This is a genomic window from Vallitaleaceae bacterium 9-2, from assembly GCA_038396585.1.
Lineage (GTDB): Bacteria > Bacillota > Clostridia > Lachnospirales > Vallitaleaceae > UBA1351.
Window position 1 is genome coordinate 1,348,544 of record CP121691.1, and the last position, 23,048, is coordinate 1,371,591.

Below are 23,048 nucleotides of genomic sequence, written 5' to 3' on the forward strand. Positions count from 1 at the left end.
AGATGAAACCCTACAATGATGTTTCCGCACTACGTCCATGTAGTGCTGGTATTTGGTGATAGAAATTGAATGGAACGGTCAAGTGACAAATTTTGATTTAGTGGGATGAATTATGTTAATTACATAGGTGAGGATAAATGCAATGGATAAATTATTAATAGCAGTTATATGTTTAGCCCTTTTAACAGGATGCTCAAATAATAAAGCAATTATAAAAGAATATGAAGATAAGATAACAAATCTTGAAGATGAATTAGAGATTTCGAATAATATGTATTTAGATGAGAGAGTTATTAATGATTCTCTTCAGTTATCGTTTGAACAGTTATCAGAAGAAAACATCAAACTTTCAAGCTTAATTGATGAAAGGGTAGATACTAATGTGCAGTCTGATGAAGAAGCGAAAGAGATAGCTAGTGTTGTAAGTGATTTAAATTATGATACAAACAGATTTAGCAATTCAGGTTATTTATATGATTATGAGAAATTTGCTCAATATAAGATAACTAATTTTGACGATGTTGATTTGTATGAAATGGCTTCTTTATTGCAACCCAAAGGGTTACAATTATTAACAGTCGAAATGAACGAAAGCAATTTGAAGATAACATATGAGTTAGACCTAAGATATGAGAATCAACGTTACTACTTTTATTATAATAGGGAAATACAAGATTCAATAATAATTCTTGCAATATTTGATGAGATAAAAAGTGTGGAGTTTGATTACGTAATCCCTGATAAGTATTCTGTTTCTGCCTTACCATATACAAGAAATATAATAAATGCAGAAACGAGTATAGATTTGCAGTCATATGACGTTACTGAAGAATTCATAAGTAATGAGTTACCGAATATTTTAAATGGATTTTACTATAATCCAGAAATAATGAGATTTGCTACATATGAACATGCAATGGGATTAGATTAATCATCATAAAAGAGGAATATCTGTGTATCATGGTTAGCAATATGTGTATCACGAATTGAAATTTGAGATATAAGTGTAATTGATTAACATTAATAAGATTAAGTAATTGTAATTAGTCGTCACTACGCCGTCCGTGGCTTCGTTCCTCGGATAGGTAGGGCACCATCTAACACGCCAATTCCCGACATGCGCAGGAAATCGGAGGATGCACACGTCGGGAACTGTGGGAACGTTAGGTGAAACTCTAATTATTTGCTTCCGCACTACTTCCATGTAGTGCTAAATCTGCTAAGAGAAATAGTTCGTAGCAGTAAGGGGGAATTCTGATTTATATAAATTAAAATTATTAAATGAGAATATACTATGGATATTTAATGAAAGGTAAGTATAGAAAAGAATAATGAAAAAAATAATATTAATTATCTTGGCATGTTGTCTTATTTCATCTGCTTGTGTAAAATCGGATGATCGAAATGAAAAAATTATATATAAGTTAGCTGAAGAAAAAACCAATTTATTAGATATTGAAGTAAACTGGAAAACAGAAATTGAAGTTATTAAGAGTGATAATAATGTAATAAGCATAGAATCCAGAGATACATATTTTTTTGACGAATTGAATAAAGATAAAATTGTTCAGTATGTAAAAGAAATGGAAGAAATCATCTCTCCACCATTTAATGATGAACCAACTTTCACGATGGGGGTAACACAGACTGAAGATGCAATCATTCTTTATATGAGAGTAAATTATAAAGAAATTAATCCAGATGCTATATCTCAAAGTTATTATGAATATTGCTTTCCGAATGAATTTATTGATAGTGATGGTGAATTTAGATGGGATGAATATTTGGAGTATCTAGAGTCGTTACAAGATGATTATCTTGATATGGGGAAACAGTAATCAAAATTAAGAACTAGTGGGAATTTGCGGACAAATAAATATCGCCATCAAGAGTCGTCACTACGCCGTCCGTGGCTTCGTTTCTCATAATTATAGAGCATCACCTAACAGCGTATGGCCAACATGGACAGGGAATCGGAGGATGTCCACGTCGTCCATACGCGGAACGTTATCGGGCATTCATAACTGGTTTTGAATCAAGATTTTATACTGATTGAGAGGGATAGCAATGAAAGAAGCAATATTGAACGAATTAAATAGAATTGAAAACGAACATAGCGTTAAGATTTTATATGCGGTTGAATCTGGAAGCCGAGGCTGGGGATTTGAATCGACTGATAGCGATTACGATGTGAGATTTATTTATATAAGCAAATTGAACTGGTATTTGTCGATGAAAGAGAAAAGGGACGTAATCGAAGTGCCTATTGATGAGGTATTAGATGTCAATGGTTGGGATATTCAAAAGGCATTGATGTTATATAAGAGATCAAATCCTACATTATTAGAATGGTTAAGTTCGCCGATTGTTTATATGCAGGACACATCTTTTGCGGACAATTTGAGAGAATTAATGAATGACTATTTTATCAGCAAATCATGCATTTATCATTATCTTAGTATGGCGAAAGGAAATTACCGCGAGTATCTGAAGAAAGATTATGTGAAGATTAAGAAATATTTTTATGTAATTCGACCGTTAATGGCATGTATGTGGATAGAAGAACATGGAAGTCAGCCACCGATGCTATTTGAAGAATTGATGACTTCACTAGAGATACCGAGTGATGTGATAGATGAAATCAAGAATCTGCTTGAAAGAAAGAAAATCAGTTCAGAATTGAAAGAAGAGGCAAGAATACCTTTATTGAATCAGTTTATCGAAGAGAAGATAGAGTATTTTGAAGAATTAGCCAAGTCGCTGGAATATATTAAGAATAACGATGTTAGCCAGTTAGATGATTTGTTTTTAAATACTTTAGACGAAGCTTGGAATAATTGAAAGCTTCCGTTATGAACGCCCGATAACACACCGATTGCCGCAACGCGCAAGAACAAGGTGGATGCACGCTGCGGCAATCGTGGGAACGTTATACGCAACTGATCCCATGGATTCTTGCGGAGGATGAACCGAATATATATTTTAGTATATCGACGTAAGAAGTGCTTGAAGAAGTAAGCTTTATCCGCAAGAATCAACGTACGCCTTATGAGGATTGCTGGAACTGACAGTTTGTCGGAACATAAAGAAGTCGTTGATGAACAAGATAAAGCTTGTCGCGATGACGTACATCAAAGTTATAGCACCGTTCTTAACGAAGCACTGTAGTTTTAAGACTTATAATATAGCCGTTAAGAACTCAACGAAACGAAGGTGACGACTTATTCATCAACTCGATTCCGTGAGCGTCCAAACCGATGATAGTTATTGGATGTTGACGCAATCGAGCTGAAGGATGAGATATGGACCGCCTGAAGAGAATAGGATAAGCGGCGTATAACACCCAGTTTACGCCAAGCAGATTGCAAACCGAGTCGGAATCGCATAGGGCGTTCGCAAGCTCACAGCCATAAGCTCATCCTGTAAGCGCCCTGTCGTCGCAAACTGGCGGTCCGTTAGACAAAACATGAGACTTGGTTTCGAAAGGAGAGCACAATGAAGTACAAAATGAAGCGGTATGTCGAACGCATTAGGGAACTGATTGATGAAGCGGATGATGTTCTAGATTCAACAGTTCAGGATACATATGGTGATTATATAGGTGAGAAAGTGACCCTAAATGCATGGCTTACCAAAGTTAAGAATATAGTGCAAGTCGTTTTTGGAACTCATAGTATTCATAAGCGTGAGTTGAACAAGTTAACTGGGCAAGTTTCCAAAACTTCGCACGTCAAGGCTATAAAAGGCTTACTAATTGGAGCGCTTGATGATGTTGAGAACGGTTTTATAGAAGGTCAGGAGTTTGTAATAGCCGGCGAGATATTTGATAGTGTGCTTGAAGAAGCAAAGCACTTGTTGAAAGCACAACATAAAGATCCTGCTGCTGTTTTGGGACGTGTTGTAGTTGAAGATACTTTGAAACGAATTGCAAGGCGTGAAGATATAACTGAAAATCTTAAAGCCGCGCGTCTTAATGATGAGTTGAAGAAACAAGGAGTATATTCTACTCCACAGTGGAGATTGATACAATCATGGCTTGATGTAGGTAACTCAGCAGCACATGGAAAGTTTGATGATTATGATTTTAATGATGTTGTGAATATGCTTAATGGAATTGAGCAGTTTATGGCAAATACATTTTAAACTTGGCGTCTCATAATTCGTCTAACACCCGTTTTACGCTATAGGGCTCGCTAACCGAGTCGGAATCGCATAAGGCGTTCGCAGGCTCACAGCCATAAGCTCATCCTGTAAGCTCCCGTACAGCGTAAACCGGCGGTCCGTTAGCCAAAATCAGATGATTCGATATATGTAGAAGGGAGTAGTTATATGATTACAGAAGAGCATATGAAAGAAGGGTTAAGTAGAGCGTATGCTCTAGCAGTTGGTCATAATGCAGGGATGAATTGTAGCTTGGGATTTGAATTCGATTATAAGCTTGATGGTTGTTTTCGTGAAGTTGAAACTTTACCAGATGGAAGTAGATCAGATTCAGGTTTCCAAATTGACTTTCAATTAAAGGCATCAAAAAACGTCGAAGTAAGAGAAACAGAAATAGTATATGATCTGGATGTAAGGAATTATAATCACTTGGCAAAGACTAAGGTTGGTATACCAAGAATACTAATCCTATTAAAGTTACCAGCTAATTCTAATGAATGGCTCCATGTTTGTGAAGAGGAGACTGTATTAAGAAATTGTGCATGGTGGTGTGATTTAAAAGGAATGGATTCTTCTAGTAACAGTGAAACTAGAAGAATTCATATTCCAAGGCATCAGATATTAACTCCTGACACGTTGATTCAGCTAATGAACAAAGTTACGGAAGGAGATGATTTGGGTGCTTGATTTTGTTGAAAGAATTTTACCGGAAAATCTAGAAATATATTTGAAAGTAAATGGTTGGTCCAAGTTATTACATAAGAATCCTAATTTATATGTCTATGAGAAGCTATTTGAAGAGTATTCAAAGTCATATAAGATAGTTTTTCCTTCAAGCATCGAATTTGATGACTATACAGATAAGGTTAGAAATGTTGTTAGAACTCTAAGTGTCTTGCAAAATGATACTCAACCGTCAATTATAAGGAATATTTTAAATACAAGTAAGGATGTATTGAGTTTAAGGCTTATTTCTTCAAGTGCTAGCAACGGAAGTATACCTTTGGAACTTGCTTCAAGGCTTGTTTCAGGAATAAAAGAACTCATTATATATTCAGTGTGTAATGAAACAAGACCTATCCCTGTAGTGCCTAGAATGACAAAAGACAGCATGAAATATGCAAATGAGTTTAGATTTGCGCAGACTCAAAAAGGTAGCTTTATTGTCAATATTGAAACACACGATATCTTTGAGGATGGGATTCAATTAGGTGTAGATGGTATGCACGATTACCCTATGACAAGGAAAGCTATAGAAAGAATTCAAAAAGGATTTGAGCTAATTTCTACTGTTAATGATGAGGAAGATTTACAAGATATTTCTTATCGTATTGGATTAAACGCGAATATGTGCGATGCAATTTTAGATATTACAAGTTATCAAGGTGATATTGAGATTGAGTCAAGAGTAAGTTGGGCTAATTATATGCCACAATCTAAAGAGATTCCTGTTAGAGTACCTTTGCGAACAGATGATTTTGCAGTTATGAAAAGACTTTCCGATTTTTATCGTAATGAAGAGAATTATATTGAGGTCGATATAGTTGGATACGTGAGCACTTTACATAAGAAGTGGGTAGATTATAAAGAGAATAGAGCTAAAGATAGAGTAATAACTATTGTTTGGAATGTAGAAGGAAGCACCCACTATGTAAAGACTCAGTTGAATGAAGAAGAATATACACTTGCCTGTGATGCACACAGAGATTCAAGACCTGTTGAAATTTCAGGCACGCTAGACAAGAGTAGAAATAGGTGGTTTTTAGAAAATCCGCATGGATTCAATGTACAATAGGTTGTCATCATCTGACTTCGGCTAACAGACTGTTCCCAACATGCGCAGGAAATCGGAGGATGCACACGTCGGGAACAGCCGGAACGTTAGGTGAAAGAATCAATTAGTACATTTAATTGATAAGATCGATGGTGACCAAAAAATATTAAGTGCATATATGAATAATGACTATATAACGTTATACGAAAGGGAAGGTGAGGGTATGAAAAAATATTTACTGATTTTTGCTGTGGGAATATTTACGTATTTTATTGTTAACGCATATACTGGTTTTTTTTCGCAGAATAACATATCAGAGGTTCAGAATTTGGAAGGTTATATCTATATCGAAGATAATGAACTTTATGTTGATTCTGTTGAAATACTAACCTTAAATGATATAGATAGAATTAAAGAATTAAATTTGACAGCAACCAATGATTATCCAAATGGATATTATATTTATAATCCGGAAAAAGATGTCACAACCTATGAATTAACTGATAAGACTAAGTATATTTTCACGGACTCCAAGTTATTGTTTGTTGAAGAAGCTGATAGTGACAGGATTTATGAAACAAGTGAACAACAAGAATTTTTAGAAGGATCATCTTATCAAAATATTTCCCTTGATAAACAAAGAATACCTTATTTTATTGTTATACAAGATAATCAGGTCATTAGTATTCGAGAAGAATTAATTTATACTCAATGATTAAAAGTTGAATAGAAAGGTACCGGTTGCTTCCATTGATTCCATCGCCTAACACACTGTTCCCAACATGCGCAGGAATAAAGAGGATGCACACGTCGGGAACAGTGGGAACGTTAGTCAACATTATTAACCTCGTCTTGTATCAGGTAAACAAAAGTGGAGTGGCATAATGAATAGAGATGAAAGAATGATAGATTATATATTAAGGTCTACTGAAGATGAATCGGATTTATCGATTAAATTAATTGAAGTTGAGGCGAGACGTTATCCTAGTGCAAGGTTATCAATAATCATAAAAGATAGTAGGTACGGAATACAAGAAGTCGATATTTGGATTGATGTAGATGAATTGAAACATATTTCGAATTCATTAGAATGTATACTGGATTCAACTAAATCTACTTTACAGACAACATCAATGAGTCCGAGAGAATTTCAATTGAGAATAACGAAGATAAATAACAGAGGTTATTTTGAGATAAGATATGAAATTAATAGACATAGATATGTTGAAAATCATCTTGTTGAAGATGGGTTTTATTCGGGATTTATTACCGAATACCAACAGATAGTAAGATTGAAGAATAAAGTAGAGAAGCTTATAGATTATATAATTAAGTCGGATAATAACGTCGACTAACACGCCAATTCCCGACATGTACAGGCTGGGAGTTATGTACACGTCGGGAATTGCGGGAACGTTATACGAAATCAATACCTATTTTGAATTAAAGGAGAAATATGAGAACATCATTTATGATTTTTTTGACTGGTTTTATAATGATTTTTATTGTCACAATAATTACTTCTTATACCTTATTAAGTAATACATCAAATATTGTATTGTATGAAGAAATTAATTACAGATTATTGGAATGTTTGATAAATGATTATAAGGAGGATCATGACTTGGAAGATTCAACGTATTATAATCAAAATAAAATAGCTAACATAAATTTATTGAAAAAAAAAGGGATAGAATATCGAACAATTTCTTCAGAATTAATTGATGAATTTAATAGTCTTTATCAAAATGAAGAATTTGATGTGTTAATATTCAATGATGGAAAAATGACAGATTTATATAAAAGTAGTGAAGATAACCTACAAGGAATCTCATATATTTTAGTGTCAATAATAGAAGAGCAGAATAGTATGCATAATGACATTAAAATCATGAGTATGGAAAGTATAATGAAAGACTTTAGTAGTGAAGTAAGAAATTTTGTTGTCATAAATATTATTAGTATATATTTACTCATTTTCCTTTATTATTGCCAGCGATTAATATTTTGTCATAAGAAAATAAGTACCAATTTTTTTGATGTTTTTATGTATGTACTTTTATCAACTTTTATAATAGTTTCTTCACTCAGATTCTTTAGTAATAGTTTTGATATTATTAATATAGAGAAATTTTATACCAGTATATTTTCTGTTGATATAATTAGTAAAGATGGAATTAGTGCAATTATTGAAGTAGGAAAGTTTATGTATTTATTTCTGAGTGATTATATTTATGAATATGCAACTTGTACAATATTGGGTATTACGTTAGGGGAATTTATTCTTGGAAAGGCTGAATATAGAGATAAAGAGACACAAGCGGCTTGCTATTTTTTAGAGATGATTTCTTAGAACTATCAATATCCGGTATTGACTTCGTATAACACACTGTTCCCAACATGCGCAGGAAATCGGAAGATGCACACGTCGGGAACAGCGGGAACGTTATACGCAACTGATCCCATGGATTCTTGCGGAGGATGAAGGAAATATATGTTTTAGTCTAACGAAGTAAGAAGTGCTTGAAGAAGTAAGCTTTATCCGCAAGAATCAACGTACGCCTTATGAGGATTGCTGGAACTGACAGTTTTTCGGAACATAAAGAAGTCGTTGATGAATAAGATAAAGCTTGTCGCGATGACGTACATCAAAGTTATACCACCGTTCTTAACGAAGCACTGTAGTTTTAAGACTTACAATATAGCCGTTAAGAACTCAACGAAACTAAGGTGACGACTTATTCATCAACTCGATTCCGTGAGCGTCCAAACCGATGATAGTTATTGGAAGTTAACGCAATCGAGCTGAAGGATGAGATATGGACCGCCTGAAGAGAATAGGATAAGCGGCGTATAACACCCAGTTTACGCCAAGCAGATTGCAAACCGAGTCGGAATCGCATAGGGCGTTCGCAAGCTCACAGCCATAAGCTCATCCTGTAAGCGCCCTGTCGTCGTAAACTGGCGGTCCGTTAGATGCAATATCCACATTCGGTAATATAGATAGCATATTTTTGCTATTACAATGCTTATACATTTTAATATAGATGATTTTGAAGGAGGTGGTTACACATGATTGTTGACATTAGCGACATTTATGACATAACGATACTAACAGACAATTTTGAATGGAGGATTTACCTATGTGTAATCACGATGTTAGAACTGAGATGTACCAAGAGAAGTATGAGTTGAAAGATGGCAAGCAGCTAGTTATTAGGATGCCAGAATTAAGAGATGCACAGGCTCTTATCGATTATATGAAGGAAGTTGATTGTGAGACAAAATTCTTAGCACGAGAACCAGGAGAGTTTGGGTTTACGCTGGAGCAAGAAGAGAATTTTATCAGTGGACTTACAACAGATGACAGCAAACAGTTTCTGATAGCAGAAGTTGAGGGTCAGATTGTAGCAAATTGTTCCGTAGGCTTTTTATCGAGTAATCGACGATATTTACATCGTGCCGGGTTGGGAATATCGGTGAAGCAAGATAAATGGGGGCTAGGCATTGGACGAATAATGATGAAGGAATCTATATCATGGTGTAAGGAGAAGGGTGTTGAGCAACTTGAGTTAGAAGTTGTCACAAATAATGAACGTGCCGTTGGCCTATATAAGAGTTTGGGATTTGACACATATGGTACTAAGAAACATGCTTTAAGATATAGTGATGGTACATATGCTGATGAATATTTTATGATTTTATTTCTTGGAACAATGAAGGAATAATCTAAAAGTAGTTCGATTTGAAGCTAAAGTATTTCGTAAGGGGTCATGTGAATACTGCATCTAACACGCCAATTCCCGATATACACAGGCTGGGAGTGATGTGCACATCGGGAATTGCGGGAACGTTATGTGTCATAAGGACTATTGTATAGTCTATCTTCAGTGTTTTGAAAGTTAGAGGATATTATGAAGAAAAAGAAGATTAATTCACATTGCATAGCGAAACTAACTATGAGTGAAGAAGAAATTATGGAAAGAAAAAAGGAACACTTGAGGATCGTTGAATCAGCAAAATTGATTGCTAAGAATAATGGTAAGTCTATAGTTAAATTGGAAGAGATTATCAAATCAAAATTTGGTGGTAGATTAGTTATTGCGGAGGAATTTGAGCTAAGAAATATTAAGATGAATATTGCATTAAATAGTGATTTAAATATTCCTAAGATGAATGAAATCTCAGAAATGGAAGAGTTCTGGGAGATGAGAAGAAAGAAAGCAGAAATAGCAATTGAGAATGATATTTTAATTGAGTATGGTGTTTTTCAGAAAGATATTGAAGAAGAAACACCTAGATTTATATCGTATGCCCTTGCATTAGATGCAAAGAAAATTGTTGAGGATAACTAGGGCTTCCGCCCATACGACACATAACAGCGAATTGACGACATGGACAGTAACAAGGACAGATGACCACGTCGCCAATTCACGGAACGTTAGCCGAAATGATAAATTAGTTTTTGAGAGGAGTAAAACGAACATGTATACAAATACAATGAATAACTATCTTGCGAATATTGAATCTCTTAGAGCATATGTAAAGTGTGTAGAGCCTACGTTGATGAAGGAATTTGACACAGTGTTTGAAGGCAATAAGGAACTCTTGGTAGAAATGGTGGCAATATTTTCTGATAAAGCTGAAGGCCTAAGCGAAGAGCAAAGGAGAATAAGTAAAGAGATAGTTCGTGATATGGAACGGACGCAGGGTGAAGAGGATGCTGTATCATACATAACAAGTCTAACACCATTACAGTTCAAGAAAATTATTGATAGTATTGTATTAGTATCTATGCAGCATAGACTTTTGTTTGACAGTACACTTATCTCTTTGATAATACAGTTTGAACTGCTTGTATCAAATATTATAAGAGATAATTTACAGAAGAATCCTGAAATTCTAAAAGGTAGAAACCTTTCCCTAGAAGACTTACAAAAAATAGGCGATGTAGATGATGCAAAGAAATATCTGTTAGATAAAGAAGTTGAATCTATTCTTAGAGGAAGCTACTTAAGCTGGAAGAAGTACTTGAAAGAAACTCTGAAGTTGTCAGTCAAGTGTATAGATGAGCATGCAGATACAATTGTAGAAATTTTTCAACGGCGTAATCTTGTTGTTCATAATGAAGGAATTGTAAATTCTGTGTATTTAAAGAATGTTCTGATACAATAAAGTTGTAACACCAAGAGCGAGTTTGATGATATAATTCAAACTTGAAAAGGAGTTACGATTATGGCAAATAACAAATATGATAAGGTCCTCCAGGACAAAATTATCCGTCTTCATCTTGAAGAAGGAAGAACCATCAAAAGTTTAAGCGACGAATACAACTTAGGTAATGGCACACTCAGATATTGGCTGAATAAGCACCGTGAAGAATGCAAGAACAACCCACAGTTACAAAGCGAAACAAATCAAATGCTTGAAATTCAACGCTTGAAGAAGGAACTTGCCGAGACCAAGAAAGAGAATGATTTCTTAAAAAAGGCAGCAGCATTCTTCGCGAAGGAAATCGACTAAAGAAGTACGAGTTTATTCGTGAGTATCATCTAGAGTTTGGCGTAAACTGGTTGCTAAATAAACTTAGCCTTTACCCAAATGACTACTACAATTACCTAAAAGACCGCAAAGCAGCCTATCGTCAGCAAAAAGAAACATTGAAGCAACAGATCAAAGATGTGTATCACGAACTTAACGGAGCCATTGGTTACCGAATGATCTGCGATTTACTGAACCGTAAAGGGATTCAGTGCTCTTATGGTACCGTTTATTCATACATGCGTGAAATAGGCATTAAAGCCATTGTACGTCGCAAGAAGAATCCGTATATCAAAGGTTATCAGCATCACATTTTTGATAACCTGTTAGGACAAAACTTTACTGCTGCAAAGCCTAATCAGGTTTGGTGTACCGATTTTACATACCTTAGTCTGAAGAATGGTTCTAAACGCTACAATTGTAGCATTATCGACCTATATGACCGCAGTATTATAGCTAGTCTCAACAGTAAATGGATTGATTCTAACCTTGCCATAGAGACCTTGGAGGTTGCACTAGAGGCAAATCCTGTAAGGGATGAATTGATTCTCCACAGCGACCAGGGGTCGCAATACGCCTCAAGGGATTTCATTGCCTACTGTGCTAATAATGAGATTACTCAAAGTATGAGCAGAGCCGGCAATCCGTATGACAACGCTCCGATGGAACGTTTCTATAATACATTGAAAACAGAGTTCGTATATCAGTACTCTTTTGAGACCGATGAAGATCTTAACCAAGGCATCTATGAATACATCTTCGATTGGTATAACCATCGTAGACCACACTCATATAACGGTGGTAAGACGCCATTTGAAATGAGACATTCAAACTAGCCACTGGTATGACAATTTTGCTTGACTAGAACATGGAGGTATTGTAAGAGGAGATATTTAATAATTATAACTATAATTTTTTTACTAAGTGGTTGTTCTAGTTTAAAGGAAGACAATGAAAGTCTAGTTGAAACGAATCGTGTTATTGAGGAATTAGCAAATGAAAGAGATGGCATTGCTGATGTGGTAGAAGATAAAGAAATCATTGACTTTGATCCAGAGTTATCTGACGAAGAACTAATTGAGTGGAATAATCGATTAGCAAATATTATGTATTTTATACCAGACTTTATTGAGCCGGGATCAATAGATAAGACTGAACTACTTGAAGGAATTTTTTTATATGGTGCTTATGAAGAGATGGTGAATATATCGCACCAGGCTTTTCGTATGATGAAACAAGAATCAGCTATGTTAATAAAGTTATTTCTATTGGTAGTGATGATTTAGTAATTCTTCAGCAATTCTCAATGGGGGAATCAGAATGGTCTGATAATAATTTTACTGATATAAGTGGTATTATAGATTCAATACGTAGTGAAATATTTAAACCGCAATATTTAGGTGAATATATTGTTGTTTTAGATAGTAGTAATAGCGATGAAATTCAATTAATGAAGATTCAGGAAAAGCTAAGATTGAATCAAGCTTTAATGAACTAATAATGGATGTATCTAATGTGAAAGTATTGTTGAATGTTTCAAGGTATGGTAAAGGTATTGCAGAAAGTGAATCAAATGAGATGTTAGAACTTATGGATTTTCATGAATTCTTAAGCCAAGAACTTTTTGCAATGAGTTTTCAATTTAGTGACAATGGAACATTAACCGCAGATCAACATAATGATTTAACGGACTTAGAGCATTGTTCTTTGATATTCGTAGTAATTTATATGACAATGAAGGTAAGACAGATGAATTCAATGTTTGGTATACAACTATTATGGATTATAAAGGTGAATTTTCGGATACTGGACTTATTAGTAATTACTATGAATGATATAAAAGAATATTGTTATTGATAGTATTGAACTTAAGTATACTTGAAGGTATATTAAGATATGGATTACCGTTTTGGAGGATAATATGATAAAAAAAATAAAATCGTTAATAATATTCAGTGTATTTTTGTCAATTGCTTTTCCATTAGTCGTATCTGCTAATTCGGCGGAACCACCCGGAATTGTAGTTATTCTAGAAGGAGGTCAACGAGCGACAGATGCATGGATGATGTATGATGACAAGAAAATACCCGGGCGAAGGATAGATTATCCCTTTGAAGCACAGTTTTGGTTCAAGGCGTATTTTTCTGAAGAGAAACCGGAAACATTTACGTTAAATGTAGTATCAGAGAATGGACAGATTTATAACTATAATCTTGATATTAAAGGGCATTATCACAATACGTATACTGTCAATATGAAGAATATGGAAATTACTTCTGGAAAATCTTTGAGCCGATCTATATTGCTAATCTTTTCAAGGGTTATACTGACATTATTGCTTGAAGGGTTTATTTTCTACTTGTTTAGCTTTAGACAGAAGAAGTCATGGGCAATTTTTGTAGTAGTCAATTTAATGACACAGATTGGGTTGAACATATATATCAATTCAGTCGATGTAGCTGCCAGTTACCCAATTATCATATATTTCTTTGGAGAATTTTGGGTGTTTTTTGCAGAAATTATTGCCGTTTCTGTTTTGGTAAAAGAAAAGAAAGTGTCAAGGCGGATTGCATATACTTTTATTGCCAATGTGGTGAGTCTCATTGCCGGAGGGTATATACTGACTTGGCTACCATTATAAAAGTTGCGACAACGCAATTTGAGCTTTGGCCTTTGACGCAGTACTACAAAATAGGAATTCAAGTGGAAATGCCAACTGGGTAATAAATTTGTCGGAAAGGTGATTAAATAGTATGAAAGATAAAATATTGGTTATTGGTGGATATGGGAATGTAGGGAAAATTATTTGTAGAGATTTAGGAGAAAAATTTCCGGGAAAAGTTATTGCTGCCGGTAGAAGTTTTGAAAAAGCAAAAAAATTTACACAAACAACGAATGGAAATGTACTGCCATTGAAATTCGATTTATTCAATACTCAGGATAATAAAAATCTATTAGAGGATGTATCAACTGTAGTAATGTGCTTAGACCAAACGGATACAAAATTTATTGAAGAGTGCATCAAAATGGGGGTAAATTATATTGATATTACAGCTTCATATGATTTTTTCTCAAAAATTCAGACGTTACATACGCGAGCTAAAAAATCAGATTCTACAATTGTTATGAGTGTTGGTTTATCTCCTGGTCTTACTAATTTAATGGTTAAATATAGTAAATCCCATTTGGACATCTTGGACAATGCAGATATAAATCTAATGCTTGGCCTTGGAGATGGGCATGGGAAGGCTGCAATTGAATGGATGGTTGATAATATGAATACAAAATTTAATATTATTGAAAAAGGAAAAACAATTCAGGTTAAAAGTCTAGAAGATGGAAAGAGTACTAAATTTCCTAAACCTTTCGGAGATAGGTATACTTATCGGTTTGATTTTGCAGAACAACATGGTTTGCCTGAAACTCTAAATATCAAGAGCGTATCGAATCGTATTTGTTTCGATTCGCGTTTTGTCACACATTTTTTGGTTTTATTAAAAAAAATAGGTTTACTTAAAACCTTGAAATTAGACTTTTTTAGGAAGGGGTTTATAAATTTATTAAAGAAATCTAATATGGGTTCGGATATTTTTATAGCTAAAGTAGATGCTTTAGGAAAAAAGAATGGAGTTAGAAGGGGTTTTGAATGTTTTGTTAGGGGAAAGAGAGAAGGGGAAATTACTGGTAAGGTTGCTGCAATTGTAGCTGAGTATATTTATAGGGAAAAATATCCTTCGGGTACGTATCATATTGAAGAAATCTTTAGTTTGGAAGAAATAATAGAACAAATAGATGACTATATAGATTTTCATAGTAATTACACAAGAATATAAATGTTATCGGTTGGTACTTCCTATGACGGATTAATTGAAAGTTGGGAAAATATGAAGATAAAAATTGAAGCTATGAGCCAAGAAAATATAAAAGAAATCTATGACTTTGAGTTAGAGAATAGACATTATTTTGAGAGAACCTTACCACCAAGACCAGCAAAATATTTTAATTATGAATCATTTAAAGACCTAATGAATGAAATACTATTGGAGCAATTGAATGGTGAATGCTATATGTGTATAGTGCGTGACAAGTCAGGAAAAATGGTTGGTAGAGTCAACCTAAGTTCCATTAGAGGTCATAACAGTAAAAGAGCTGAACTAGGATATAGGATAAGCGAAAATGAACAAGGGAAGGGATATGCATCTGAGGCGATAAGGTTAATTCTTGGAGAAGGCGCAGAAAAATTAGGCTTAAAAATTATAGAAGCTGGAACATCAACAACGAATATAGGATCGCAGAAGGTCTTATTCAAAAATGGATTTGAGCAAGTTGGCAGAGAGAAAAAGGTAATGATGATAAATGGAGATTGGGTAGATGGTCTACTATTTGAAAGATGTATTGCGAACGGCTGATAAAGCAATAGAATTTATTTAAGGAATGTGAGGATTATTTTTATTTAGTGGAAGGTAGGGAAGCTGAATAAAGAAATAAAAGATAAAAATCTTTATGGAGTATTTGATGAAATCATTAAGAATCAGTAGATCATCTTTATATTAATGAGAAAGGAGGGAAAATAATGCATTGGTTATTTGGTGGATTTCAGATTATTAATTTAATAATAATGATAGGGTTAATAGGTCTTTGGATTTATGTGTCAATCCTATTAATCAAATTTCTACAGACAGGAACAAGAGCTTTTCAGAAGTACTTAGAAAAAAATGATGATAGACGTGATTGATTCCAGAAGGGAGGAAAGTACATGAGAAAAACACTTCAGGAGGTAGCGAGCTATTTGAGCGAGATTTTAGTGCCCGAAACGCAGGAAGCATATACGATTAAATCTGAATATACAAAGTTGGCAGATGAAGATAGTATACGTGAGGGGATTCGAGCATTTAGAGCATTTTTGACCCGGCTGTACAACCGTGTATACACAAAAGGGGAAGCTTATGATAAGAGTAAAAAAGTTGCTCATGAATATGAGAATCGAACGACACTTTCAGTGTATTATCCGTTCCTGCACAATATAGGCACAATGCTCATGAACATAGGTTATCACAGTAAGTTTGACAAGAGCTCCCAATCGCTTGCCTGCAAGAATACCGTGTTCAATAAAAAGCTATCCGTCACAAAAAATCTTGAATGTCTTCGGTTTTTGGAAGCGTGCGGTATCCATATTGAAGGCATAGATATGCATAACAATAGACAAAATCTACTGGATATCAAAACCATATACTTCACTTATCCAGAAAACCCCTCTATGCTGATAGGTCTCAAAGTGATGGCAATTGCCGAAAAAGATTACGGCACCCTTGTCAACCAGGATGTTTTCTTGCGTTGTGATTACAGAGTATTGAAAAAAGAGGAAACGGATGTGCTGGCCGTTGTCCAAGACACGATAAAGCCTTTATCTAAAGAGGTGCGGGAATTCATTGTCCACTTGCATCAGCGCTATGTAGCCAAAGGGCTTAACAGTATAGTCGAAATCAAAGGCTTTCATATCTATGTGAAGTATCGCTATAAGCGCAAGGATGTATGGGGGATGAATGCTTCTCTAAACAATGGATACCATATTAATGTAAAATCAACAAAGACCGACGAATATACAGACACCATTAGAACTCTTCCACCAATCTTACAGGAGCTAATTACCAAAGGATATGGGTGTGGCAGAAAAAGAGAAGTCGGTCATTGTGATGGTGGTTGCCGAGGAATTCCCATATTAGTGGATGATTCCCTCTTAGACATAGGCGATGACATTAAAAGATGGTTTGATCAAGAAGTATCATGTTTGCAAAAAAATGATGGACGAAGCATTTGAAATATCAGCATCTTTAATGGATTTTTAGTGGCTTTATACCGACAGGGCAGATGGTTATAGTATATATGTCTTGTATAACTACAAAAAAGAAATGGTTTATAGAGTTTATACTTGGAAAATAGTCAGCTATTGTAGCACTTAATGAGTGATTTTCAACATACACATGAGTAAAGATAATGAAGGGGGACACTTATGCCGTTATTAAGAACAATTAGTGATAATATTGGAGTATTTCTAAATATATTCACCGTTATTTGTATGGTTATGGCAGTTATCTATTTTTTTTCAAAAAGACTCGGAAAAAAGAAGTTAGAGATGTTAAGTGCTGTGAAGGAAAGGATTAAAACATTAAAAGATAAGAAAATTGATGATTTTAATTTCACCTCACTTGAAGTTACTAGACTTATTGATATTAGTCAAGGAGTAGCAAAAAAAAGAGGAGTTTTTTGTAGCAATAATTCATGTGTATCTATTGACGCAACATCTTTTAATGGTGTGCTCAAATTAAACTATAAATATCTATTTAATGATCCAAATAACTGGGGAAGCTTTGTGGTAACAGGTATAGAAGAGTTGGAAGATTATTATGAACAAGGGTATTATTTGATATTTAAATGCAAGTCTAATGATGTCAAAACTTTAATACTTGAAGGTAACCAGTTTTGGGGAAAAGATAAAGCAGTAGATGTGGTAATTAAAGAAAATTCAGAAATATATTACTTTTGTAAGCTTAAAGAGTTGTTTTCATCTCCAAACGATTTGAAGGAAATATGTTTTGTAATAAGACCTTATAAAGGGAATAAGTTGAAAGGCAAAGTAGAAATATCTGATTTTAAAGTCGTCAAGAATATTAGGTGTAAAAAGAAAAAAACGTGTAATAATTATAAAAACATGAAAGGGGGAGCTAAATTGAAAGAGTGTTCATGTGGAAATAAATATATGGATTTAATGGGTTAAGCTAATTGGGCTAAAGAGCAATTAGATACAAAATTATGTCACTTAACAATATACTACCTTTCGCTACGCATATCTCTTCACTGGGTGAGGACTTTTTAAGTCCGGTGCTGAGCCTTCAAAAAAACGGAGCGGTTAAGATATGATTTGTAAAGTGTTTAGAGATATTTTATAGGAGAAAAAGATATGGAGTATATAATAAAAACAAGGGAAAGAATTATTGCATATTTGGTCATTAGCGTGTATTTTGGTTTAACTTATTTTTACATAATAAATAAACGAACGTACAGTATCAATGAGGATTTGACAGCCTTACAAAGGCAATTTCTTTTGTTATTATATGGATTGGTGATTTTAATATATTTGATATTTATTATAAGAGGAGTTTTGTTTAAGAAAAGAGTTGATCTTAAGAATGTAAGCGTGATATATTCTCCAAAGATTAGGACTTATTACATAAAATTAGTGCTACTAATTTTAATGCACTTAATGTATTGGGCGTTGTTATCGATAGGGGAATATAGAGCATTCTTATTAATATTAATAGGGATGAGTATTTTATTAATACCAACCCCAACATTCAGTTCAGTTTTTGAAAGTGAAGATTATATAATATATATGGGTAATAAGTATTGCTTTAAGGATATATCCAATGTAAGAAAAGACTTTGGATGCAGACTTACGTTGGAGATAAAGCATAAAGAAAAAACAATACAGGTTTTTAATATAAAAAAATATACAATATTATGGGAAAAGTTGTGTGAGCATCGTTCTTAGACATGTGCGTAATTTCCATAGATAACGACATATATAACGCCAATTGCAATCATGTACAGGAAACATGTAAAAATACATCATTTTAATAATATAAAATAAAATTTAATAACCCTTTAATTGTAAATTGAAGATCGTTATGTTAAGCTTTTCACGATACATAAAATTGCTGGAGCCAGAAGCTGACGTCACATAATGTAAGTCCCTAGGATGATTGGGCTAAATATAGAAAAAATAGAGGAAGAGAGCTTATGCCTAAGACGAGAGAGTTATTATATTTATCATTTTTAGAAGAAGAAAATAAAGTACTATCATATGGAATTGAATTCAACGAATTTATGAATTGTATAGAAGACAGACCGAAAAATATACTTATTTTGGAAGGAGATTATTGGGGAAGTGCGTTTGATTTTACTACAAGATGCCACATTTGTGTAGAAGATGATATTGAAGAGTTTATTGCAGAAGAAGTTTATAATTATGGCGATTTTTGCTGGATTGATTTTTCGGATGTTAAAGGACTTAGGTCAATGACGCGCCTTGAAGCGGCTGAACTAATCTATCTTGGAAAGCTGCAACAACCAGTACAATCCCCGTTTTTTGAAAAATTAAATAACCGTTTTGTATATCTTGCCCATGATGATGGTTGGAACAATATAATTTATTATCGTGACATACAAGAGTATCGAGATGTATTGAATAGACTTATATGTAATAAAATTAAGAAAGTGCATGGAAAGGTCGTTAATCTATTAGGGGATGACCTTATAGTAGAGTTGGTTGAACTTAGTAAGTCGGGATTAGCGATTGATTTTGATCGCTTATTAGAAGATGAGGAGGAGGGGAGTTTTGAAGTTTCAATGTATGGATTAGGAACGATGACTGATATGGATGCCATGTATGAGGATTATGAGAAATATAAAGCCAAGGCATACCATAATAAGAGCTTAGAGTATATAGATAATACATGGTTTTTAAGAGATTGGACAAATGATACGCAATAAGATTCGATTTAATTAATAATCTATAAAGAATAATAAAACAATAAAGAGAGAGAGAGGCATTTATGAAAAAATTAATTATCGCATTAACTTTAGGGATCGTATTGACTGGTTGTGAGGCAAAAGAATTGGAGGTTCAAACAGAGGTGGATAATGGTGGAGAGGCCACTATTCAAACAGAATCTATACAAATCAATGAGCAAGAAAATGAGGTGGATGATATTCAAGTAGCAAATGAAGAGATGCAAGAGCTAGAAGAAGTAGAAGAGGAAGTTACACTAGCTTCAAATCTTGTTTTTCAATATATTGATACCAACCAAGATGAGCGGGTTGAAAAAGTTGTAAATCAGGCGTATAAAAAATTTATCGATGACTTTGAAGTATCCTTTGATGAAGAGATTACTTTTATTGTATATAAAGACCAGCCAGCCTTTTGGGAAGGGGCGTTTGGTGGTGAGAACAATGGGAATACAACAGGATTTGCAGATCATGAAGAACGTGTAGTACATCTAACATCTCCGTCGGATACAAGTATTAAAACAGAAGAAGAGATGCTAAAAATACCTGTTCATGAGCTTGTTCATATTATCTTGCCACATGGGTATATAGATATTAGAGAAGGAATTGCGTGTTATCTGGCTGGACAATCAATGGAATTTACTTTGGAAGACATACCATCTAATTTATCATCTATCGTAACCTATCAAGGTGGAGGAGATACTATTCGGATGCAGTATAATTTGGCCGGATATAAAGCTAAGTTTATGATTGAAGAATGCTTTGATATGGACTTTGTAAAGTATAAGGAATATATGAATAGCCCAGATGATTATTCAATTGCAGGGTATGCGAGTGAAGAAGAGTTTTTAAATGATTTTCGGATATATCTCCAAGAAAAAGCAATCTAAAACGCTAGCGCTATGATAGATATCCTCGATATCTAAACCTTAAGGAGGAGTTATATTTGGATATTTTAGTTTTAGGCGGAACAAGGTTTTTTGGAATTCATCTGGTTCGCACTTTATTGGACACAGGTTATCATGTAACAATTGCTACGAGAGGTAGAGCAAAAGATGAATTTAGTGATAGGGTCAGAAGAATTATCGTTGAACGTTCTGACATAGATAGTCTTAAGAATGTGTTTAAAGATAAATATTATGATGTGGTATTTGATAATTTGGCATACTGTTCAAATGACGTAAAGATCATATTGGATAGTGTGCAGTGTAAACGCTATATAATGGCTTCATCAGCGGCAGTTTATAATAATCAAACGGGGACAACTGAGTTAGAGTTTAATCCAATGAGAAAAAGTTTAAAATGGTGCTCAAGAGGAGATTTTCCATATGATGAAACAAAAAGGCAAGCGGAGTGTGCGTTGTTTCAAAAATATGCGTCGCAACATGCTGTGGCAGTTCGATATCCATTTGTTATTGGAGAGGATGATTATACAAAACGGCTTTATTTTTATGTTGAACATGTCGTCAAAGGTATTCCGATGTTTGTAGATAATATAGAAGAGCAACTTACCTTTATCCAATCCGATGAAGCAGGTAAATTTCTTGCATATCTTGCGGAACACGATTTTCATGGTCCTATTAATGGAAGCAGCTATGGCACAGTATCACTTAATGAGATTATAACTTATGTAGAAGAGAAAACAGGTAGAAAAGCAATTTATTCACATGTGGGAGAAGCAGGACCATATAATGGTGAAAAAGAGCTGAGTATAAATACAGAATTAGCTGCAAGTATAGGGTTTGAATTTTCAATATTAAAGGATTGGATATATGCTTTGTTGGATAAGTATATTAAGATGGTTGACTGTTAATGTCGACCAAAACAAAGCCACATTGTATAAGCATGACCATGATAAATATAGCCCTATAATACAAGCGCTGTACAGTGAAGAATGAGGAAAGAATATGTATCAACTATCCGTGGGAAATAAGAAAGTTGTACTTTTGTTACATGAAATTTATGGAATAAATGCTAATATAAAGCAAAAGTGCAACGATTTACATGAGCTAGGATTCGATGTTTATCTTTTTTGCGTCAAACGAAAAGTTTAATGTTGAAGCACTTGTGAAGGAAATAGAAGAAAAAAAGAATATCGAAGTTTTGGAAATGTATAAGGGATATCATGGCTTTGCAGACCCATATTGTCACCAATTCAATTATAGACTATATTTTAAAACTAAAAAAATCATGCTTAGAATGTTAAAAGAAAATAGTGATTAGATGATTACCTCCTACGACGATGTAACTACTACTAGCCAAGGACAATCTAGGATTGATAAAATCATTTGGAAAAGATTGAAATTGTGATGTGACACAAGAAGGAGAAATAATGGATAATAAACAAAAATTTGATGATTTAGCAGTCGAATATGATTTCATAAGTGAGATTTTTAATAATAACGATTATTTTTTGGCAAATCTGTCTATAGGAAAAAAAAGAGCGTTAGATATTGGTTGCGGAAGTGGAGTATTAATGAATGCTTTGTCTAAACATTTTGATGAAGTGATTGGAATAGATATCTCTGAAAATATGCTTGAAATTGGGAGAAGCAAAAGAAATTCAAGCAATATAAAATTTATAAATATGAACGCAACGAATATAACATTGACAGAAAAGTTTGATTTTATTGTGAGTAGAACAACTTTGCATCACATAAAGGATAAAGACGTAGTTATTGAAAGATTTAAATCGATGCTCGTTGATAATGGGAAAATTGTAATGGTAGATAATGTTTCGGAAAAACCTACACCCAAAAGAAGTTTAAATATAGCTGGGGCATATATAGACTTTCTTCCAAACATATTAAAATACGGATATTCAAAGAGTATTAGAATTTTAAGACATTCTACATCAAAAGAGTGGCTAGATCATTTAGCAAGCGATGTTTATCTATCTGAAAGAGAAACTAGAAATTTATATAAAAAAACTCTTCCAGGGAGCTCTGTCAGAAGATTTGGATGTTTTATGGGAGTGGTTTGGGAGAAAAGTACTCAACAGATATAA

The 23,048-nt window shown here is 34.0% G+C and carries 27 protein-coding genes; all 27 read left to right on the forward strand.

Annotated features, from left to right (window positions below):
* Positions 1-142 precede the first annotated feature (142 nt).
* Positions 143-931 (forward strand): hypothetical protein, encoded by a 789-nt coding sequence (locus QBE53_06320; protein ID WZL82722.1) that lies wholly within the window; start codon positions 143-145, stop codon positions 929-931.
* Positions 932-1,331: 400 nt separating this feature from the next.
* Positions 1,332-1,838 (forward strand): hypothetical protein, encoded by a 507-nt coding sequence (locus QBE53_06325; GenBank protein WZL82723.1) that lies wholly within the window; start codon positions 1,332-1,334, stop codon positions 1,836-1,838.
* Positions 1,839-2,067: 229 nt separating this feature from the next.
* On the forward strand, positions 2,068-2,841 hold the full coding sequence (locus tag QBE53_06330; GenBank protein ID WZL82724.1) for a nucleotidyltransferase domain-containing protein: 774 nt from the start codon (positions 2,068-2,070) through the stop codon (positions 2,839-2,841).
* 654 nt (positions 2,842-3,495) lie between these two features.
* On the forward strand, positions 3,496-4,143 hold the full coding sequence (locus tag QBE53_06335) for a hypothetical protein (protein WZL82725.1): 648 nt from the start codon (positions 3,496-3,498) through the stop codon (positions 4,141-4,143).
* A 186-nt stretch (positions 4,144-4,329) separates the two neighbouring features.
* Positions 4,330-4,848 (forward strand): DUF4365 domain-containing protein, encoded by a 519-nt coding sequence (locus tag QBE53_06340; protein ID WZL82726.1) that lies wholly within the window; start codon positions 4,330-4,332, stop codon positions 4,846-4,848.
* Entirely contained in the window at positions 4,841-5,956 is a 1,116-nt protein-coding gene (locus QBE53_06345; GenBank protein WZL82727.1) for a hypothetical protein, read from the forward strand. Before QBE53_06340 ends, QBE53_06345 begins: the two co-directional genes overlap by 8 nt.
* 202 nt (positions 5,957-6,158) lie before the next feature.
* Entirely contained in the window at positions 6,159-6,650 is a 492-nt protein-coding gene (locus QBE53_06350; GenBank protein WZL82728.1) for a hypothetical protein, read from the forward strand.
* A gap of 169 nt (positions 6,651-6,819) precedes the next feature.
* Positions 6,820-7,290, forward strand: coding sequence for a hypothetical protein (locus QBE53_06355; GenBank protein WZL82729.1), 471 nt, complete (start codon positions 6,820-6,822; stop codon positions 7,288-7,290).
* Between the two features lie 269 nt (positions 7,291-7,559).
* Positions 7,560-8,288 carry a hypothetical protein gene (locus QBE53_06360; GenBank protein WZL82730.1) on the forward strand — a complete coding sequence of 243 codons (729 nt, stop codon included), beginning with the start codon at positions 7,560-7,562 and terminating at the stop codon, positions 8,286-8,288.
* Between the two features lie 790 nt (positions 8,289-9,078).
* On the forward strand, positions 9,079-9,663 hold the full coding sequence (locus QBE53_06365) for a GNAT family N-acetyltransferase (GenBank protein ID WZL82731.1): 585 nt from the start codon (positions 9,079-9,081) through the stop codon (positions 9,661-9,663).
* A gap of 186 nt (positions 9,664-9,849) precedes the next feature.
* On the forward strand, positions 9,850-10,290 hold the full coding sequence (locus QBE53_06370) for a hypothetical protein (GenBank protein WZL82732.1): 441 nt from the start codon (positions 9,850-9,852) through the stop codon (positions 10,288-10,290).
* Positions 10,291-10,420: 130 nt separating this feature from the next.
* Positions 10,421-11,110, forward strand: a complete 690-nt coding sequence (locus tag QBE53_06375; GenBank protein ID WZL82733.1) for a hypothetical protein — start codon at positions 10,421-10,423, stop codon at positions 11,108-11,110.
* A 60-nt stretch (positions 11,111-11,170) separates the two neighbouring features.
* Positions 11,171-12,312, forward strand: a protein-coding gene (locus QBE53_06380) for an IS3 family transposase (GenBank protein WZL82734.1) whose coding sequence is annotated in 2 segments (ribosomal slippage) — positions 11,171-11,426 and positions 11,426-12,312 — 1,143 coding nt in all. Because the reading frame shifts where the segments join, the coding sequence is not laid out codon by codon here.
* Between the two features lie 183 nt (positions 12,313-12,495).
* Positions 12,496-12,762: a hypothetical protein gene (locus QBE53_06385; protein ID WZL82735.1), complete on the forward strand. Its 267-nt coding sequence runs from the start codon at positions 12,496-12,498 to the stop codon at positions 12,760-12,762.
* A gap of 20 nt (positions 12,763-12,782) precedes the next feature.
* Entirely contained in the window at positions 12,783-12,974 is a 192-nt protein-coding gene (locus QBE53_06390; protein WZL82736.1) for a hypothetical protein, read from the forward strand.
* 17 nt (positions 12,975-12,991) lie between these two features.
* The gene (locus QBE53_06395; protein WZL82737.1) at positions 12,992-13,333 is read left to right on the forward strand and encodes a hypothetical protein; all 342 of its coding nucleotides are present in this window, start codon (positions 12,992-12,994) and stop codon (positions 13,331-13,333) included.
* Positions 13,334-13,397: 64 nt separating this feature from the next.
* Positions 13,398-14,117 carry a hypothetical protein gene (locus QBE53_06400; GenBank protein WZL82738.1) on the forward strand — a complete coding sequence of 240 codons (720 nt, stop codon included), beginning with the start codon at positions 13,398-13,400 and terminating at the stop codon, positions 14,115-14,117.
* Between the two features lie 112 nt (positions 14,118-14,229).
* Positions 14,230-15,309: a saccharopine dehydrogenase NADP-binding domain-containing protein gene (locus QBE53_06405; GenBank protein WZL82739.1), complete on the forward strand. Its 1,080-nt coding sequence runs from the start codon at positions 14,230-14,232 to the stop codon at positions 15,307-15,309.
* Positions 15,310-15,360: 51 nt separating this feature from the next.
* Positions 15,361-15,885, forward strand: a complete 525-nt coding sequence (locus tag QBE53_06410) for a GNAT family protein (GenBank protein WZL82740.1) — start codon at positions 15,361-15,363, stop codon at positions 15,883-15,885.
* A gap of 164 nt (positions 15,886-16,049) precedes the next feature.
* Entirely contained in the window at positions 16,050-16,211 is a 162-nt protein-coding gene (locus tag QBE53_06415; protein WZL82741.1) for a hypothetical protein, read from the forward strand.
* A gap of 21 nt (positions 16,212-16,232) precedes the next feature.
* Positions 16,233-17,294 carry a hypothetical protein gene (locus QBE53_06420; protein ID WZL82742.1) on the forward strand — a complete coding sequence of 354 codons (1,062 nt, stop codon included), beginning with the start codon at positions 16,233-16,235 and terminating at the stop codon, positions 17,292-17,294.
* A 192-nt stretch (positions 17,295-17,486) separates the two neighbouring features.
* A complete protein-coding gene (locus QBE53_06425; GenBank protein ID WZL82743.1) occupies positions 17,487-18,251 on the forward strand; it encodes a hypothetical protein in 765 nt (254 codons plus the stop codon).
* Positions 18,252-18,434: 183 nt separating this feature from the next.
* On the forward strand, positions 18,435-19,025 hold the full coding sequence (locus QBE53_06430) for a hypothetical protein (GenBank protein ID WZL82744.1): 591 nt from the start codon (positions 18,435-18,437) through the stop codon (positions 19,023-19,025).
* Positions 19,026-19,273: 248 nt separating this feature from the next.
* Positions 19,274-20,026: a hypothetical protein gene (locus tag QBE53_06435; GenBank protein WZL82745.1), complete on the forward strand. Its 753-nt coding sequence runs from the start codon at positions 19,274-19,276 to the stop codon at positions 20,024-20,026.
* A gap of 62 nt (positions 20,027-20,088) precedes the next feature.
* A complete protein-coding gene (locus QBE53_06440) occupies positions 20,089-20,931 on the forward strand; it encodes a hypothetical protein (protein WZL82746.1) in 843 nt (280 codons plus the stop codon).
* Positions 20,932-20,987: 56 nt separating this feature from the next.
* On the forward strand, positions 20,988-21,854 hold the full coding sequence (locus QBE53_06445) for an NAD-dependent epimerase/dehydratase family protein (GenBank protein WZL82747.1): 867 nt from the start codon (positions 20,988-20,990) through the stop codon (positions 21,852-21,854).
* A 519-nt stretch (positions 21,855-22,373) separates the two neighbouring features.
* A complete protein-coding gene (locus QBE53_06450) occupies positions 22,374-23,048 on the forward strand; it encodes a methyltransferase domain-containing protein (protein ID WZL82748.1) in 675 nt (224 codons plus the stop codon).